15 protein-coding genes are annotated in these 17,418 nt (G+C 48.7%); 3 read left to right on the top strand and 12 right to left on the bottom strand.

Annotation, left to right across the window (positions count from 1 at the left end; genetic code table 11):
• Positions 1–417 precede the first annotated feature (417 nt).
• The gene (locus tag FTT64_RS00840) at positions 418–2,052 is read left to right on the top strand and encodes a long-chain-fatty-acid--CoA ligase (protein ID WP_180181961.1); all 1,635 of its coding nucleotides are present in this window, start codon (positions 418–420) and stop codon (positions 2,050–2,052) included.
• Between the two features lie 107 nt (positions 2,053–2,159).
• Here FTT64_RS00840 and FTT64_RS00835 read toward each other — a convergent pair whose 3' ends face one another.
• The 12 genes from FTT64_RS00835 to paaA all read right to left on the bottom strand — a co-directional run bounded on the left by FTT64_RS00835 (position 2,160) and on the right by paaA (position 13,222).
• A complete protein-coding gene (locus FTT64_RS00835; protein ID WP_180181960.1) occupies positions 2,160–2,759 on the bottom strand; it encodes a gamma carbonic anhydrase family protein in 600 nt (199 codons plus the stop codon).
• A 70-nt stretch (positions 2,760–2,829) separates the two neighbouring features.
• On the bottom strand, positions 2,830–3,777 hold the full coding sequence (gene paaX, locus FTT64_RS00830) for a phenylacetic acid degradation operon negative regulatory protein PaaX (RefSeq protein WP_005177380.1): 948 nt from the start codon (positions 3,775–3,777) through the stop codon (positions 2,830–2,832).
• 60 nt (positions 3,778–3,837) lie between these two features.
• Positions 3,838–5,130 (bottom strand): phenylacetate--CoA ligase PaaK, encoded by a 1,293-nt coding sequence (gene paaK, locus FTT64_RS00825; RefSeq protein ID WP_005177377.1) that lies wholly within the window; start codon positions 5,128–5,130, stop codon positions 3,838–3,840.
• A gap of 43 nt (positions 5,131–5,173) precedes the next feature.
• Entirely contained in the window at positions 5,174–6,400 is a 1,227-nt protein-coding gene (gene pcaF, locus FTT64_RS00820) for a 3-oxoadipyl-CoA thiolase (protein ID WP_180181959.1), read from the bottom strand.
• 14 nt (positions 6,401–6,414) lie between these two features.
• Entirely contained in the window at positions 6,415–7,968 is a 1,554-nt protein-coding gene (locus tag FTT64_RS00815; protein ID WP_180181958.1) for a 3-hydroxyacyl-CoA dehydrogenase, read from the bottom strand.
• Between the two features lie 2 nt (positions 7,969–7,970).
• Positions 7,971–8,762 carry a 2-(1,2-epoxy-1,2-dihydrophenyl)acetyl-CoA isomerase PaaG gene (gene paaG, locus FTT64_RS00810; protein ID WP_180181957.1) on the bottom strand — a complete coding sequence of 264 codons (792 nt, stop codon included), beginning with the start codon at positions 8,760–8,762 and terminating at the stop codon, positions 7,971–7,973.
• The gene (locus tag FTT64_RS00805) at positions 8,762–9,532 is read right to left on the bottom strand and encodes an enoyl-CoA hydratase-related protein (RefSeq protein WP_168397596.1); all 771 of its coding nucleotides are present in this window, start codon (positions 9,530–9,532) and stop codon (positions 8,762–8,764) included. Before FTT64_RS00805 ends, paaG begins: the two co-directional genes overlap by 1 nt.
• A 24-nt stretch (positions 9,533–9,556) precedes the next feature.
• On the bottom strand, positions 9,557–10,615 hold the full coding sequence (gene paaE / locus FTT64_RS00800; RefSeq protein ID WP_160243304.1) for a 1,2-phenylacetyl-CoA epoxidase subunit PaaE: 1,059 nt from the start codon (positions 10,613–10,615) through the stop codon (positions 9,557–9,559).
• Positions 10,616–10,654: 39 nt separating this feature from the next.
• Complete coding sequence (gene paaD / locus FTT64_RS00795) at positions 10,655–11,155, bottom strand: 1,2-phenylacetyl-CoA epoxidase subunit PaaD (RefSeq protein ID WP_016658268.1); 501 nt, start codon at positions 11,153–11,155, stop codon at positions 10,655–10,657.
• Between the two features lie 28 nt (positions 11,156–11,183).
• On the bottom strand, positions 11,184–11,939 hold the full coding sequence (paaC, locus tag FTT64_RS00790) for a 1,2-phenylacetyl-CoA epoxidase subunit PaaC (protein ID WP_005177355.1): 756 nt from the start codon (positions 11,937–11,939) through the stop codon (positions 11,184–11,186).
• Between the two features lie 11 nt (positions 11,940–11,950).
• Positions 11,951–12,241, bottom strand: a complete 291-nt coding sequence (gene paaB / locus FTT64_RS00785) for a 1,2-phenylacetyl-CoA epoxidase subunit PaaB (RefSeq protein WP_005177351.1) — start codon at positions 12,239–12,241, stop codon at positions 11,951–11,953.
• A 36-nt stretch (positions 12,242–12,277) separates the two neighbouring features.
• A complete protein-coding gene (paaA, locus tag FTT64_RS00780; protein WP_180181956.1) occupies positions 12,278–13,222 on the bottom strand; it encodes a 1,2-phenylacetyl-CoA epoxidase subunit PaaA in 945 nt (314 codons plus the stop codon).
• Between the two features lie 261 nt (positions 13,223–13,483).
• Between paaA and paaZ the strand changes: the two genes are divergently transcribed.
• Positions 13,484–15,601 carry a phenylacetic acid degradation bifunctional protein PaaZ gene (paaZ, locus tag FTT64_RS00775; protein WP_180181955.1) on the top strand — a complete coding sequence of 706 codons (2,118 nt, stop codon included), beginning with the start codon at positions 13,484–13,486 and terminating at the stop codon, positions 15,599–15,601.
• Positions 15,602–15,801: 200 nt separating this feature from the next.
• Positions 15,802–17,226, top strand: a complete 1,425-nt coding sequence (locus FTT64_RS00770) for an MFS transporter (RefSeq protein WP_168399612.1) — start codon at positions 15,802–15,804, stop codon at positions 17,224–17,226.
• Positions 17,227–17,418: the final 192 nt, after the last annotated feature.

The raw sequence follows: 17,418 nt of genomic DNA, 5'->3' as shown, positions 1-17,418 counted from the left end.
ATATTCATAAATATGTAAGCAGAAAAAGTTTTTTAATAATTGAAGCATCCTAACACTCCTATTTTTGATTATTTTTTCATTCAGCTTCTTACCGCTTATTTCATCCTGAAACAAGCATAACCAAAATTGGTTATACTCATTTTTTAACACATTTTTTAAAAAGATCAAATGTTATTTCAATGACTTCTTTTGAACTTCATTCATCATACTTATTGAAGCTTTTACTCTATATTCAAATAGCTAGCGCATTTTTTGGTTTAAAAGTGGTACAAAACAGATTTTTTGTAATCCCCTCTTGATTTCATCACGCAAGTGTTTAGGATGAAAAAACAGCCTTTTTCAGCAATGATGCCTCGGAAAAGTAATCAAGAAACAAGACATTATTTAAACAACAAAAAATGGAATAAGGATATCAACATGCTTGGACGTATGATGTATCAACCGTTATTGATTAGCTCGCTGATTGAACATGCAGCACGCTATCATGGCGATACACCCATCATTTCAAAAAATACCGATGGCAGCATGAGCAGCACCGACTGGGCCGCTGTGGCAGAGAATGCCAAACGCTTTGCCAATGCACTGCAGGCCTTGGGCCTAGAGCAGAGTGACCGTGTGGCGACCATTGCCTGGAACAATCATCGTCACCTGGAAAGCTGGTATGCAATTTCCGGGAGTGGTTTGGTCTGCCATACCATTAACCCGCGTCTGTTTCCTGAACAGCTGATTTTTATTATTAATGATGCCCAGGACCGGGTGGTAATTTTTGATAAAACCTTCCTGCCGCTAATTGTCGGGGTAAAACAGCATTTGCTGCAGGTGGAGCATTTTATCTGTCTGGATGCACCGGATGATGCGGTCCGGGAAAAATTGCCTGAAGTTCAGTTTTATGATGATTTGATTGCCGCCCAGTCCAAGACATTTGACTGGCCAGAACTGGATGAAAATATGGCCAGTTCCCTGTGCTACACCTCAGGCACCACCGGTAATCCAAAAGGCGTGCTCTACAGCCACCGTTCCACCTTGCTGCACAGTTATGGCATCAGCCTGCCCGACTCCCTGAATTTATCGGCCAAAGATGTAATGCTGCCGGTGGTTCCAATGTTCCATGTCAATGCCTGGGGCACGCCATATGCTGCGGCGATGGTTGGCTCAACCCTGGTGTTGCCGGGACCAGGGCTGGATGGTGCCAGTCTGGTACAGCTCATTGATAATTATAAAGTGACGGTGGCCTTGGGTGTGCCAACCATCTGGCAAGGTTTACTGGCCGCAGCCAAACAGTCTGGCAGCACGCTGGAAAGCATGAACCGCAATGTGGTCGGTGGCTCGGCCTGCCCACCAGCGATGCTGAAAACCTTTAAAGAGCAGTATAACTGCGACACCATTCATGCCTGGGGCATGACTGAAACCAGTCCGCTGGGTTCTGCCAACCAGCTCAAAGCCAAGCATGAACTGCTCAGTCCGGAGGAGAAAACCCAGTTACGACTGTCTCAAGGTCGTCCACCATTTGGGGTAGATTTACGTCTGGCTTCGGCAGAAAAAGGCACCGACTTGCTGCCACGTGATGGCCAGACCACCGGCAATTTACAGATTAAAGGCCACTGGATTATTGAGCGTTACTTTGGCAAAGAGGAATCTGCCCTGACCAGTGATGGCTGGTTCGATACCGGCGATATTGCCAGTCTGAACAGTGATGGTTTCCTGCACATTAGTGACCGTTCTAAAGACCTGATTAAATCGGGTGGTGAATGGATTTCATCGGTAGAACTGGAAAATCTGGCCATGTGCCATCCGGAAATTGCCATGGCTGCAGTGATTGCCGCCAGCCATCCAAAATGGGATGAACGTCCGGTGGTCATTGCCATGAAAGTGCCGGACAGCCAGCTTACCGAAAACGAACTGCTGGACTACTATGCCGATAAGGTGGCCAAATGGCAGATTCCGGACAAGGTGATTTTTGTTGACAGTATTCCGCTCAGCGGGACCGGCAAAATGCTGAAAAAAGATTTACGCGAACAATATGGTCAGGTGCTGATGGAAGCGCCCGTGTAAATATTGGTCTATGTAGAGATAAGATAGAAAAAGCGCTGATAGATTCAGCGCTTTTTTATGGGATCAACAATGCGATATACCTAAAGATCACAGGTTTTTATATTCACTTAAGCCCGTTTTTTAATCACATGCTCGGCGGAAAAATCGCGATAGGTACGGCGTGAGGCAGTTTGTTCAGGCAATGGCTCAACCTCGTGCATGCTCTGCAGACAGCGTGCAGTCAGTTCAATATATTGCTGGGTGCCATGACGTTTCCAGGCAATTTCCTTGTCTTCCAGTGGCCGCACCACCTTAGCCGGACTGCCGAGTGCCAGGACATTGGCCGGAATCTGGGCTTTGGCTTTCACGGTACTGTTGGCGCCAATAATGGTATTTTCACCAATTTCCGCTTCATCCAAAATCACGCTATTCATGCCAACCAGTACGTTTTTACGAATGATGCAGCCATGCAAAATTGCCCCATGTCCGATATGGCCATATTCTTCTACCAGCGTCACGCTGTCTGGAAAACCATGCACGGTACAGGAATCCTGCACATTGGCATTCTGCTGAATATGGATTCGGCCAAAGTCGGCACGTAAGGCAGCAAATGGGCCAATATAAGCCCCGGCTTCAATAATCACATCACCAATAAGTACAGCAGTTGGATGCACATAAGCCTGCGGATGCACCACAGGAATCACACCATCAATGGAGTAACACGGCATATTTTATTCCTTTAAAATAAGCGGAGTAGATGCTTCCCCACCACGAGGCAAGGAAGCTCTATGAATAAGCTCAAGCCAATGAGCTGGGTTCTTCTATTTTAATACCGCCAAAACGCTTGAAGAATTGCGGATGCGCCGGTGGCATTGAACCTTCCGACGTGCGCGCCAGTTCCATAAAGAATTCTTCTCCGGCACTGACCACACGCTGATACAGGTTGCTACTTAAGTTGCGTGCATTCAGCGATAACCAGTCCGATGGCAGCAGCTCAAACGGCAGGTTCGGATCTTTCAGCAAAATCCGGCGATACTGATGAATCAGCAAAATCCGGATCTGGAAGGCCTGTACCGGGTCCAGTTCATCTTCGGCATCAACCAGATTCAGAAATTCACGGAAATCACCCATGAATTTTTCATAACGCTGATGCAGTTCAGGCACCGGCCAGTTGGTTGCCACCATGCGTTTAATGGTTGGATACGACTCCTGCCATAACTGCAAGGTTTCAGCTTTAAAGATCACCACCTGATCGGTCATTTGCAGATTCAGTAGCAGATTTTGCAGTTTCAGATGATCACAACCCGGATAAGCCATCACGTTGGTGGCAATATTGGCAAAACCGAGCCATTCCAGTTCTTTCTTTAAAATGGCTTTATTTTCCAGCTCGACCGAACTGAGCAGTACCAGATCCCATTTCTGATCCCATTCCTTGTGCTGGAAGCTGTAAATTTTCTGGTCCGCCATAATAAAACGCTGACGGCTGTTTTCGGTAATACGGTAATAACTGGTGCGGCCAATTTTTTCCGATACCAACCAGCCGTTTTGTACCAGACGAAATACGGCGGTACGTACCGAACGTTCATTCAGGCCAAACACATCCATCAGCTGGATCAGGCTGGCCAGACTGATAATCCCACCGCGATGAAAAATACAGTCACCAAATACGGTCATAATCAGCGATGTGCCACTTAAGGCTTCATGCTGAATAAAATCATCAATACTTTGTTTTAGTTTTGGATTCATTGCGATGTATTCACACCCTGTTTGTGAGGGCAATTGACCGCAGTCAATCGCCCACTGAACCTATGCAGACTTTCGGATATCAAATACCCGCTGCGCCTTACCTTCTGAGCGTGGCAGACTACCTTCCGGCAACACATCCACCGTCACGCTAATGCCCACCATGGTTTTAATCTGGGCTTTTAACTGCCCGGCCAACTGGTGCGCCATAACATCATTGGTATCTTTACGCATTTCTGCCTGAATATGCAATGTGTCGAGGTGTCCCTGTTTACAAATATGAATCTGATAATTCGGAATCAGCTGCGGAATATGTAAAATCTGCTCTTCAATTTGTGACGGGAACACGTTCACACCGCGGATAATCATCATATCATCGCTGCGTCCAACGATTTTGTCCATACGACGCATGGTGCGTGCCGTGCCAGGTAACAGACGGGTCAGGTCACGGGTACGGTAACGGATCACCGGCATACCTTCTTTGGTGATGGTGGTAAAGACCAGCTCGCCCAGTTCACCATCTGGCAGGACTTCACCAGTTTCCGGATTAATAATTTCCGGATAGAAATGATCTTCCCAGATGGTTGGGCCGTCTTTGCTTTCCAGACATTCCATTGCTACACCCGGCCCCATTACTTCAGACAGGCCGTAAATATCCAGCGCATCAATGCCCAAGCGCTCTTCAATTTCCTTGCGCATTTCATTGGTCCACGGCTCGGCACCAAAAATACCGGTACGGATAGAACAGTCTTTGGCTGTGCCAAATTTCTTTTCCAGCGCTTCAATAATATTCAGGCAGTAAGATGGCGTAACCATTAAAGCGGTAGGCTTAAAGTCATGAATCAGCTGCGCCTGACGCTCGGTTTGGCCGCCCGACATTGGAATAACCGTGGCACCTAAGCGCTCTACGCCATAATGCGCACCCAAACCGCCAGTAAACAAACCATAACCATAGGACACCTGAATGGTATCTTTGGCGCTTAAACCGGCTGCACGTAAGGAACGCGCCACCACATCTGACCAGGTCTGAATATCCTGCTGGGTATACCCGACCACGGTCGGCTGGCCGGTGGTGCCTGATGAGGCATGCACACGCACAATCTGTTCCTGTGGCACGGCAAACATGCCAAACGGATAGTTGTCACGTAAATCTTGTTTGGTGGTAAACGGGAATTTGGCCAGATCTTCCAAAGTGTTGAAATCATCAGGATGGACCCCTGCTTCATCAAACTTCTTTTGATACACCGGGCTGTTCTGGTAGGCATGCTGCAGCGTTTTTTTCATGCGTTGCAGCTGGATGCTACGTAACTCATCGATTGAAACAGTTTCGATTTTTTCCATTGCATTGTTATTCATCTTATTACTCCTTTTCAATCATCCTGATTGAGTGCTGTATTTTTTACTTGGATGTGTCCTCATCCACATTTTCGATAATCATGGCCACGCCCTGGCCCACACCGACACACATGGTGCACAGTGCATATTTCCCTTGACGACGTTTTAATTCTTTCATGGCGGTAATCACCAGACGCGTTCCACTCATCCCGAGTGGATGTCCCAAGGCAATCGCGCCGCCATTTGGATTGACCCGGGCATCATCATCCTGCAGGCCCAGTTCACGGGTCACCGCCAGTGCCTGTGCGGCAAAGGCCTCGTTCAACTCAATGATATCCATCTGATCTAGGGTTAGCCCGGTCAGCGCCAGCACTTTACGTACCGCCGGCACCGGCCCGATGCCCATATATTTAGCTTCAACACCGGCACTGGCCGAGGCCACGACTTTGGCTAAAGGTTTTAGCTGATGTTGATTCACAAAAGCCTGATTGGCCAGCATGACACAGGCAGCGCCATCATTCACCCCGGAAGCATTACCGGCGGTGACTGAACCGCCTTCTTTACGAAACGGGGTTTTCAGGCTGCCTAAAGCCTCCAGCGTGGTGTCAGCACGTGGATGCTCATCGGTCTGGAAGATGATGCTGTTTTTCTTACGGTCTTTAATTTCAACCGGCATAATTTCTTCGGCCAGAATCCCGTTTTTCTGGGCCACTGCGGTTTTCTGCTGGCTACGATAGGCAAACAGGTCCTGATCGGCACGATGAATCTGGTATTTTTCTGCAACGTTCTCGGCGGTTTCCGGCATGCTGTCGACACCAAACTGCGCTTTAAATTTCGGGTTAATAAAGCGCCAGCCGATGGTGGTGTCAAAAATTTCCGGGGTACGGCTAAAAGCGGTTTCCGGTTTGGACTGGACAAAAGGCGCACGGCTCATGGACTCGACCCCACCGGCCAGTACAAACCGCGCTTCACCAGCCTTGATCATACGCGCGCCTGTGGCAACCGCATCTAAACCTGAAGCACAAAGACGGTTTAGGGTAATGCCCGCGACATTGTCCGGCATGCCGGCCAGCAAGGCAGCCATACGCGCCACATTACGGTTATCTTCACCAGCCTGATTGGCACAGCCTAAAATCACCTCATCCAGTTCCTGCCAAGGCAGTTCAGGATGCTGGGCTTTTAAATACTGTATTGGCAAGGCAGCCAGGTCATCTGCACGGATGCTGCTGAGTGCACCGGCATAACGGCCAATTGGGGTGCGAATTCCATCGCAAATAAATACCTGTTCCATGTCCTGTGGTTTCCTTAGCCTGCTTGGCGAAATTCTAATTCTTGCTCTGACTGCGTACGTTCCTGTGCAGCCTTCTTGCTTAAATATATACTACAACGGTAGCGTTCTTCACCATAAATACGATACATATTTTTCAAAATTTGTAAAATAGTGTTATATCCAATTATTTCTGCCCACTGGAATGGACCTTGCGGATAATTCACACCATATTTCATTGCTGAATCAATATCTTGTTCGGTTGCTATAGCATGCAGCACTGCTTCACTGGCTTCATTCACCAGCATGGAAATGGTACGCAGCACATACAGACCTGCATGATCTTTAGTCCAGATTGGTATCAGATCAATCGCGGCAAAAAACTGCTCGACTTTGGCGATATCGGCTGCGTTACAGGCCGGTGATGCCACGATTGGTAACGCCTGTGCCACATTCCAGTCAGCATGCCAGTCCATCAGCACTACTTTGTCCTTGCTATAGTCCAGCTCGACCGATTCACCGCGGCTTAAACGCAGGCGTACATCACCCAGTACAATTTCTTCATCTGCCTGTGGCTGACGCTGCACTTTCAGCTGTGAGGCTGCCTGAATCCGCGAGATCAAGCCGCTAGAATGTGACCAGCTTCCATTGACTGCAAGCTCAAGCTCACCCGGTGCAACGCTCGGCATAGCCGGTAAACGATAGGCCGGTGAACGTTCAGCCTGACGATAATCATAAAAACCCTGCCCACTTTTACGGCCGAAACAGCCGGCATCCACCAGTTCTTTCTGGATTAAAGACGGACGATAGCGCGGCTCATAAAAGAATTCCTGATACACGCTTTGGGTCACGGAAAAATTGACATCCTGCCCGATTAAGTCGGTCAGTTCACATGGCCCCATGGCAAAGCGGCCACATTCACGCATGATAAAATCCAATTGTTCAGGCGTGGTGACATTTTCCTGTAAGGCACGAAAAGCTTCGGCATAATAAGGACGCGCTACCCGGTTGACAATGAAACCCGGAGTTGATTTGGCCGTCACTGGCACTTTATTCCAACTTTGCATCAGGCTGAACAATGCCTGTGCAATCTGGGCTGAGGTTTTCAGGCCACGAATAATTTCTACCAGTTTCATTACCGGTGCCGGATTAAAAAAGTGCAGTCCGACCACACGCTCAGGCTGTGGAATTGCCGCGGCAATGGCGGTAATGGAAATGGATGAGGTGTTAGAGGCAAAAATGGTTTCTACCGGACACAGTGCTGCCAGTTGCTGAAACAGCGCTTGTTTGACCTCTTTCTTTTCCACAATGGCTTCAACCACCAGTTGCGCATTCGCCAGTGCCTGAAGATCGCTGGCAATCGTTAAATTGGCCAGCGTTTGCTGTAACAGCTGCGCTGTCATTTTCCCGGCCGCGACACGTTTTTCCAGCTGTGTTTTTAATTGCGCCAAAGCGGCCTCAGATTTTTGCATATCCACATCAAACAGCTGGGTTGGATGGCCATACATCGCTGCCAATTGGGCAATACCAATGCCCATGGTGCCGGCGCCAATCACCGCGACACGGGCCTGCTGTAAACAAAGTTGTTCCATGATTAGCATCCTGTATATTGCGGTGTGCGTTTTTGCATAAAGGCTTGGACGCCTTCTTTATAATCATTTGAACGGCCGGCCAGACGCTGTAGGTCACGTTCCAGAATGAGCTGCTCATCCAGATTATTGTCGGCTGCGGCATGAATGGCTTTTTTGATTAAGGACAGACCATAGGTGGGCTGTTTGGCTAAATGCTCGGCCATTTTCTCGGCTTCGGCTTTCAGCTGATCATCTTCTACCACCTGCCAGATCATGCCCAGTTGCAGCGCCTGTTCTGCGCTGACTTTATCACCCAGCATGGCCAGCCCCATGGCTTGGGCACGGCCAACCAGACGCGGCAGGAACCAGGTGCCGCCAGAATCCGGAACCAGACCTAAACGGCAGAAAGCCTGAATAAAAGACGCCGATTTTGCCGCCAGTACAATGTCACAGGCCAAGGCAATATTGGCACCAGCACCGGCCGCAACCCCATTGACTGCGCACAGCACCGGTTTGGGCATATCTGTAATCAGCTTGATTAAAGGGTTGTAATATTTTTCAATTGACAGGCCTAAATCTGGTGCATCGGCATTCGGATCGACCACGCGGTCATTCAAATCCTGTCCGGCACAGAAACCACGACCTTCGGCAGAAATGACCACCGCGCGAATGTTGCTGTCTTTGGCCCAGGCCTTCATAACCTTGGACACTTCCTGATGCATGGTTTCATTAAAACTGTTGAGCTGCTTCGGACGGTTAAAGGTCAAATAGCCCACTGCATTTTTTTCTTCGACAATAATTGTTTGGTAATCCATTACACACCTCTAAATTCCGGTTTTCTTTTTTCTAAAAATGCCTGAATGCCTTCCTGACGGTCTTGGGTCGCGGCCAGCCAGACAAAATGTTGACGTTCTAATTTGAGGCCCTGGCTCAAGGTCACTTCATGAATCGACTTTAAGGACTGTTTGATGGCACGGATAGCCAGTGGCGCCTGCGCTGCAATTTTTGTTGCCAGTTCCAGTGCATATTGCACCGTAAGGCCGCTTGGACAGACCTGACTGCTAATGCCGTGTTGCAAGGCGGTCGTGGCGGAGACCATCTCTCCGGTCATGGCCCAGCGCATCGCCAGTTGCTGCCCAACCAGACGCGCCAAACGCTGGGTCCCACCGGCGCCTGGTAACATGCCCAAACCAATTTCAGGGAGTGCAAACTGGGCATTTTCACCGGTGATGATCATGTCGCCATGCAAGGCCAGTTCAAAACCTGCCCCCAGCGCATAACCATTGACCGCCATAATCAGTGGCTTGGAAAATTCATCAATACCTTTCCACAGCAATGGACGCTGATCCTGCTGGATGCTCACCACATCCAGTTGTGCCAGTTCATTTAAATCTGCCCCGGCAGCAAAACACTGCGGATTGCCGGTAATCACCACGGCTTTTACACTGGAATCTGCATCCAGCTGCTGCAGATGACCAGCCAGTTCTTTTAAGGTGGCATTATTCAGGGCATTACGCTTTTCCGGGCGATTCAGTTCAATTAACACCACCCCCGGCGCGGCCAGACTGCTTTTTAAATAATCCATGGCTTGTGACTCCCTGTCCGCTACTTATTCGTCAAAACTTAAGCGTACATTGGCACTGGTCGGACGTGCCTGACAGCTCAGCACATAGCCTTTGGCCACTTCATCTTCTTCCAGGCTGTAGTTGATGGCCATTTCGACCTCACCTTCCAGCACCTTGCATTTACAGGTCGCACAGACCCCACCTTTACAGGCATAAGGCAAGTCAGCACCGGCACGTAAGGCGGCATCGAGAATGCTGTCATCCTGTTTGGAAACGTCGACAATCAGCTCACGGCCATCGAGAATAATATTAACCTTCTCTTCGCTACGGCTTTCAATTTGTGCCGCGCTGGCTTTCGGTGCAGTGCCGGTATTAAAACGCTCGGTGTGAATTTTGCTGCGCTCGATGCCCAGTTCTGGTAACACTGTTTCCACTGCATTCATCATCTCTTCCGGGCCACAGGCAAAGCAGTGATCGAACTGGGAATGAATTAAACCGGCCTGAAACAACTGTTGCAGTTTTTCCGCATCAATCCGACCATTGAGTAACTGGCTGTCATTCAGTTCACGCGAGAAAACATTGACCAGTTGTAGACGCTCTTTATAACGGTCTTTTAAATCCATGATCTGTTCCGAGAACATGGTCTGTTTCCAGGAACGGTTACCATAAACCAAGGTAAAGTACGCACCCGGCTGATGGTTCAGCACCGATTTCACAATCGACAAAATTGGGGTAATGCCGCTACCAGCAGCAAAGCCAAGATAATTCTGGCCGCCAGTTTTGGCTGCTTTTTGAAAAAATACGCCTTGTGGTGGCATCACTTCCAATACATCACCGGCTTTAAGATGTTCATTGGCCCAGGTCGAAAACTGGCCCTGATCAATTTTCTTGATGGCAATGCTCATGTCTTCAGCACGATCACTGCAAATTGAATAACAACGACGGATTTCACCCTGCTCGGTCAAATGACGGATGGTAAGATGCTGGCCTGGCTGATACTGGAATAAATCGGCCTGTTCAGGTGCCAGATCAAAGGCAATACAGATGGCCTGTTCGGTTTGTGGCTGAATTGATTTAATGGTTAAAGGTATAAATTGGCTCATGTGAAAATCCCTCTTGCATGCCGACGATGCTTGTCATGCTTATATACATTTGAAATAGTCAAACGGTTCAAGACAGTCCTGACACTTGTATAAGGCTTTGCAGGCTGTGGAACTGAATTCGCTTAATAATTTGGTCTGCTGGCTATGACAGTGTGGACAGCGAATGCCATCACTGAGCGCCACATGCGTACCACATTGATGTGACTGGCCTTGTGGCGGTGCAATGCCGTACTGCTGCAGCTTCTGCTTGCCGCTTTCGCTCATCCAGTCGGTGGTCCAGGCTTCCGATAAATCCACCACCACCTGAACCGGGGTTAGACCTTTACTTTGAAACGCCGCGGTAATTTCATCTTTAAGCAGATCGGTGGCCGGACAGCCGCTATAGGTCGGGGTCAGTCGCACCACAATTTCATCTTGCGCGTTGAGTTCAACGCCGCGAATCATGCCCAGATCCAGCACCGACAGCACTGGAATTTCCGGATCAGACACCTGCGCCAGCGCATCCCAGCATTCATCTAGACAATGTCTAATTAAATTCATGCGACTCACTCCCTGTGATCAAGCTGAATTACCAGGCCATATTTGGATAGGAACGCTGCATATATTGCAGTTCGGCCAGAATAAAGCCCAGGTGTTCGGTATGCAGGCCCTGTTTGGCACCGCTACGATACGCACCCGTGTCTGGCAGGCTCAGGCCAAAACGTTGCAGTTCGGTCTGTACCTGTGCCGTCCAGGCGGCTTTTAAAGGTGCAAAGTCTGGTAAAATGCCCTGTGCGACCAGCTGCTGCTCATCTGCGGTCTGTTCAAACAGCTCTGCAGTAAAACGCCATAACTGGTTCAAACCCTGCTGGGTTTTCTCATGCGCTTCGGCAGTGCCCAGACTTAAGCGCTCCATCCAGGTGGTAGAAAAACGCAGATGATATTTGACTTCTTTTAAAGATTTCACCGCAAAAGCAGCGACATCGGCCTGCTGGCTCTGGCTTAAGGCTGTAAACAGTTCCAGGTGGTACAGATCCATCAACCATTGGCGTACCATGGTCTGGGCAAAGTCACCATTCGGCTGTTCACATAACAACAGGTTGCGGTATTCACGTTCGGTGCGGAAATAAGCCAGTTTGTCTTCATCACGGCCCAAACCTTCGATCTCACCAGCCAGACTTAAAGCGGTACGTGCTTGACCGAGCAGGTCCAGACCGATATTGGCCAGTGCAATGTCCAGCTCCAGTTCCGGCGCATGGCCACACCACTCGGCCAGACGGTGCGATAAAATCAGCTGGCTGTCGCCCACATGCAGGAGAAATTGCGCTAATACAGTTTGATTCATTGTACTGCTCCTTACATGTGCTCAATGCCATCTGGAATATTGTAAAACGTCGGGTGACGATAGACTTTGTCCAGTGAAGGATCAAAAAATTCCGGTTTCTCATCTGGTTGAGATGAAGTAATCAGTTCCGATTTCACCACCCAGATGCTCACCCCTTCATTGCGGCGGGTATAAACGTCACGTGCATTTTGCAGCGCCACTTCATCATCAGATGCACGCAGACTGCCAACATGACGATGGCTTAAACCCTGTTTGCTGCGTACAAACACTTCATATAACGACCAGTGATTTTTATTGTCCATGAGCGTATTCCTTCTTCATTTCCGTATGTGAGCTGCTTAAGCAACTTTCTGTTGTTGTTGCTGGGTCTGTTGTTTCTGGGCATAAACGGCTGCGGTATCACGCACCCATTTGCCGCCTTCCCAGGCTTTACGACGCGCTTCAATGCGTTCGTGGTTACATGCGCCTTTGCCGGCAATCACATCAAAGAATTCGGTCCAGTTAATTTCGCCAAACTCGTAGTGACCAGTGTCTTGATTAAAACGTAAATCCGGATCTGGCACGCTCAGGCCAAGCTGCAACACTTGCGGTACGGTGTTATCGACAAACTTCTGACGCAGTTCATCATTACTGAAACGTTTGATTTTCCAGGCCATGCTTTGCGCGCTGTTCGGCGAGTTGTCATCGCTTGGACCAAACATCATCAGCGCCGGCCACCAGAAACGGTTAACCGCATCTTGCGCCATCTGTTTTTGCTCTGGCGTACCGTTGGCCAGTTGCATCATGGCTTCAAAGCCCTGACGCTGATGAAAACTTTCTTCTTTACAGATGCGCACCATGGCACGGGCATACGGACCATAAGAGGTACGGCAAAGCGCGACCTGATTCACAATCGCTGCGCCATCGACCAGCCAGCCAATCGCGGCTACATCGGCCCAGCTCAGGGTTGGATAGTTAAAGATGGATGAATATTTCATGCGACCGGCAATCAGCTTGTCCATCATGTCGTCACGATCGGCGCCCAGAGTTTCTGCCGCGCTGTACAGATACAGCGCATGACCGGCTTCATCCTGCACTTTGGCCAGCAGTACGGCCTTACGTTTTAAGCTAGGTGCACGGGTAATCCAGTTGCCTTCTGGCAACATGCCGACCACTTCAGAGTGCGCATGCTGACCAATCTGGCGAATCAGGGTTTTACGGTAAGCCTCTGGCATCCAGTTTTTAGGTTCAATTGAAATGTCCTTTTCAATTGCCTGCTCAAAGCTGTGAAGTTGATTTGTCATTTTATCCTCACTTATCCCAAGTGTTCTGGCATTAAAATTAAAACGATACATTTTAAAAATCAATATTAATTTTTAAGTATCAAATAAAATAATTCACAAAATTAAATCAATTTATTGTTTTTTAATATTTTTATTTTTTAAAAAAATTTTTATTGCAAAATTTAAGCAGAAATATGATTGACAAAAGCACGTTAAAGTCAGAAATTATGAAACATCAAAACTAAAATATTACTCAAAACGTATCATAAAAGGAGTTATATCATGCTTGAGTTAGACACCCAGACAGCGCAGACGGAATCACAAGCGACTGATTATTCAAGCGTTCGCCCGGCACTGAAGACCTTAAGCTCACTGGTATGCGGTCAGGAATTTGTCGCCAGTCAGGATTTCCGTCCGGTACAGCATGCCATTACCGGTGAAACCATTTATCAGGTCAGTAGCTTTGGCCTCGACACCCGTGCGGTGGTCGACTATGCCAAACAGCATGGCGCGGCCATTGCTTCCTGGACTTTTCATCAGCGTGCCAATGCGCTAAAACAGGTGGCGCAATATCTGCTGGAACGTAAAGAAGACTTTTATGAACTGGCCAAAGCCACCGGCTGTACCCGTAAAGATGCCTGGATTGATGTCGAAGGCGGTATTGGCACCCTATTTGCCTACTCCAGTCTGGTGCGCCGTGAACTGAGCGATGAAACCGCCTGGGTGGAAGACAGCTGGATTCCGCTGTCCAAGCATGGCTCTTTTGGTGCCAAACACGTCTTAAGCCCGAAAGCAGGCGTGGCGGTGCATATTAATGCCTTTAACTTCCCGATCTGGGGCATGCTGGAAAAAATCGCGCCCACCTTGTTGGCCGGTGTACCGTGTATTGTTAAACCGGCGACCGAAGGTGCCGAGCTGACCCATGCGGTGGTCAAAGCCATTCATGCCAGTGGGTATTTACCAGAAGGTGCATTGCAGCTGATTTGCGGCCAGACTTATGACCTGTTTGAACAGCTGAATCCACAAGACACCGTGACTTTTACTGGCTCTGCGGCAACCGGCCAGAAATTACGTGCGCATCCGCACCTGAATCAGTACTCGATTCCATTTAGCATGGAAGCCGATTCCGTCAACAGTGCCATTCTGACGGAACAGGCTAGCGACACGGCAATTGACCTGTTTGTGCGTGAAGTCTTCCGTGAAATGACCAGCAAAGCCGGACAGAAATGTACTGCAATTCGTCGCGCTTTTGTGCCACGTGAACTTTTAGCGACCGTGCAGGAACGTTTGATTGCCAAGCTGCAAAAAGTGGTAGTCGGTAATCCGGAGCTGGATCAGGTCACCATGGGTGCACTGGCCAGCCTCAAACAGAAACAGGACGTGGCGGCCAAGGTGGAACAGTTAAGCCAGGAAGCCCAAATTGTCTTTGGTAGCCATTTACGTCAGGACTTTAGTATTCAGGCTGATCAACCTGAACTCGGCGCATTCTATCCACCAACTGTACTGGTCTGTGAACAGCCTGAACAGGCCAGCAGCCTGCATCAGATTGAAGCCTTTGGTCCGGTGGTAACGCTGATGGCATATGATCATCTGGCACAACTGGCCGGTCTGGTGGCACGCGGTGAAGGTAGTCTGGTGGCCTCGGTGGTACGTGATTGCGAGCAGAATATTGAACAGCTGATTGCCAAGATTGCCCCGTGGCATGGCCGTGTGCATGTGCTGGATGAAGAAAGCGCCAAAGAAAGTACCGGTCATGGTTCGCCATTGCCGCATCTGGTGCATGGTGGTCCGGGTCGTGCTGGTGGAGGTGAGGAACTGGGCGGCTTGCGCGTGGTAAAACATTATATGCAACGCACCGCAATTCAAGGTTCACCGAATGCCATGACCCAGATTGGGCATAGCTGGACCGCCGGTGCTCAGGTGTTTGAAGATCGGGTTCATCCATTTAAAAAGTCGTTTGATGAGTTACGAGTTGGTGAACGTCTGCTTACCGCACGCCGTACCGTAACCGAGGCCGATCTGGTGAATTTCGCCTGCTTAAGCGGTGATTATTTCTATGCACATATGGACAAGATTGCCGCAGCAGAATCGCTTTTTGAAGAGCGTGTCGCACATGGCTACTTTGTAGTGTCTGCCGCAGCCGGCCTGTTTGTCGATGCTGCGCCTGGCCCGGTGATTGCCAACTACGGCATGGACAACCTGCGCTTTGTCGAGCCGGTGAAAATTGGCGATACCATTCAGGTCGAGCTGACCTGCAAACAGAAAACCCCGAAACAGCAACGCGACCCAAGCCAGAAGCCACACGGCGTGGTGGTGTGGGATATTAAAGTGAAAAACCAGCGTAATGAACTGGTCGCCACCTACGATATTCTGACACTGGTAGAACGTGGCGAAGCTTAAGCCGAACTATATTGAACCAAGAAAAGGAATCTTTATGATTCCTTTTTTTATTTATACTTAAAAATATGTATCTTTTTATTCAGAACAGATTGACCCGCTGTGCAGAAAGGAATAAATTGAAGATAGACGATACAAAACAAAAATAGCAAGGTTTAAAACGTATCATATTATCTTATACGTTCAGCACAGGAAGTTGCACAATGAATGATAAAACTCTAGAGATAGATGCGGTTGAAAGGAATATTCAACCCGAAAGTAAACAGTTTGAAGCGGCTCATCCCATTGACCTGCCGGCCACGCCTAGTTCGCAGGAAAGCAGCAGTACCTATCAGTGGTATGTGGTGATTATCTGTATGGTGGCCTATATCCTGTCTTTTGTAGACCGCCAGATTCTGTCCTTAATGATTGAGCCAATTAAGGCCGATTTAATGCTCAGTGATACCCAGTTCAGCTTATTGCAAGGCCTGGCCTTCTCGCTGTTCTATGCCTTTATGGGCGTACCCATTGCCGCACTGGCCGATAAAAAATCCCGGATTAAAATTATTTCCATCGGCATTGCCTTCTGGAGTCTGGCCACAGCGGCTTGTGGTTTAAGTAAAAACTTCATCCAGATGTTTTTAGCACGTTTAAGTGTCGGTGCCGGTGAAGCGGCCCTGTCACCTGCCTTCTACTCGATTGTGGCTGACCTGTTCCCGAAAGAAAAACTTGGCCGTGCTTTAGGTGTTTATGCGATTGGTGCCTTTATTGGTTCTGGTCTGGCCTTCCTGATTGGCGGCTACGTGATTGGCTTATTAAAAGAAGTCGATTTTGTGGTATTGCCAATAATTGGTGAATTAAAAACCTGGCAACTGACTTTCTTTATTGTCGGTTTACCAGGTGTTTTATTGGCCCTGGTGATGATTCTGACCGTACGTGAACCCAGCCGTAAAGGTGTGAAAGTCGGTCAGGATGGTGAAGTCGTTAAAGCCTCATTTAAGAACTCGGTGGCTTTTATTAAATTGCACAAGAAAACCTTCTTCTGTCATTTTATTGGCTTCTCTTTCTACACCATGATGCTGTATTCGTTATTAGGCTGGGCACCGGCCTATTACATGCGTCATTTTGGTCTCGATGCCAGTCAGACCGGTTATGTCCTGGGCTGTATTATTCTGGTGGCGAATACGGCGGGGGCGCTGTTCTGCGGCTGGCTCATCGACTTTTTCTCCAAACGTGGCTATAGCGATGCTGCCATTCGTGCCGGTGCTTTGGGCTGTGCAGCGCTGATTATTCCAAGTGTGCTGTTTACCCAGGTAGATAATCTGTACTTATCGTTTGCACTGATTTTTGTGGCGATGTTCTTCTCGACCTTCCCGATTCCAGCCTCGGCTGCCGCGACACAAATGCTGACCCCCAACCAGCTCCGTGCTCAGGTTTCTGCCAAATTCCTGCTGATCTCCAACCTGATTGCCTTGGGTGTTGGCACTACGGCTGTGGCTTTAATTACCGATAACTATTTTGAAAACACGCTGATGGTCGGCCACTCGATTTCTATTGTCAATGCAGTAGCCGGTGTGATTGGCGTATTCCTGCTATATAAAGGTTGTCGCTATTATCGTGACAGTATCCAGCATGAAAAATTGAACTAAGTGCTCCATCCCTGATGAAGAATGAGCCGGCCTCATTCTTCATTTATTTCTGGCAGATCATCCATCCTATCTCATCTTCCCTGTTCAAATTGACTTTTCTATCTCCTGATCTGCGCGTTTTCAGCATCTTCAAAATTCATCTGATTTCTGGTGATGATGCTTATACAGTATTACTACCATCTGCAATCTTTT

Source organism: Acinetobacter sp. Q186-3 (assembly GCF_013420655.1).
Classification (GTDB): Bacteria; Pseudomonadota; Gammaproteobacteria; order Pseudomonadales; family Moraxellaceae; genus Acinetobacter; species Acinetobacter indicus.
The sequence above is the reverse complement of the archived record's forward strand: the minus strand, read 5'-3'. Positions and strand labels throughout refer to the sequence as shown.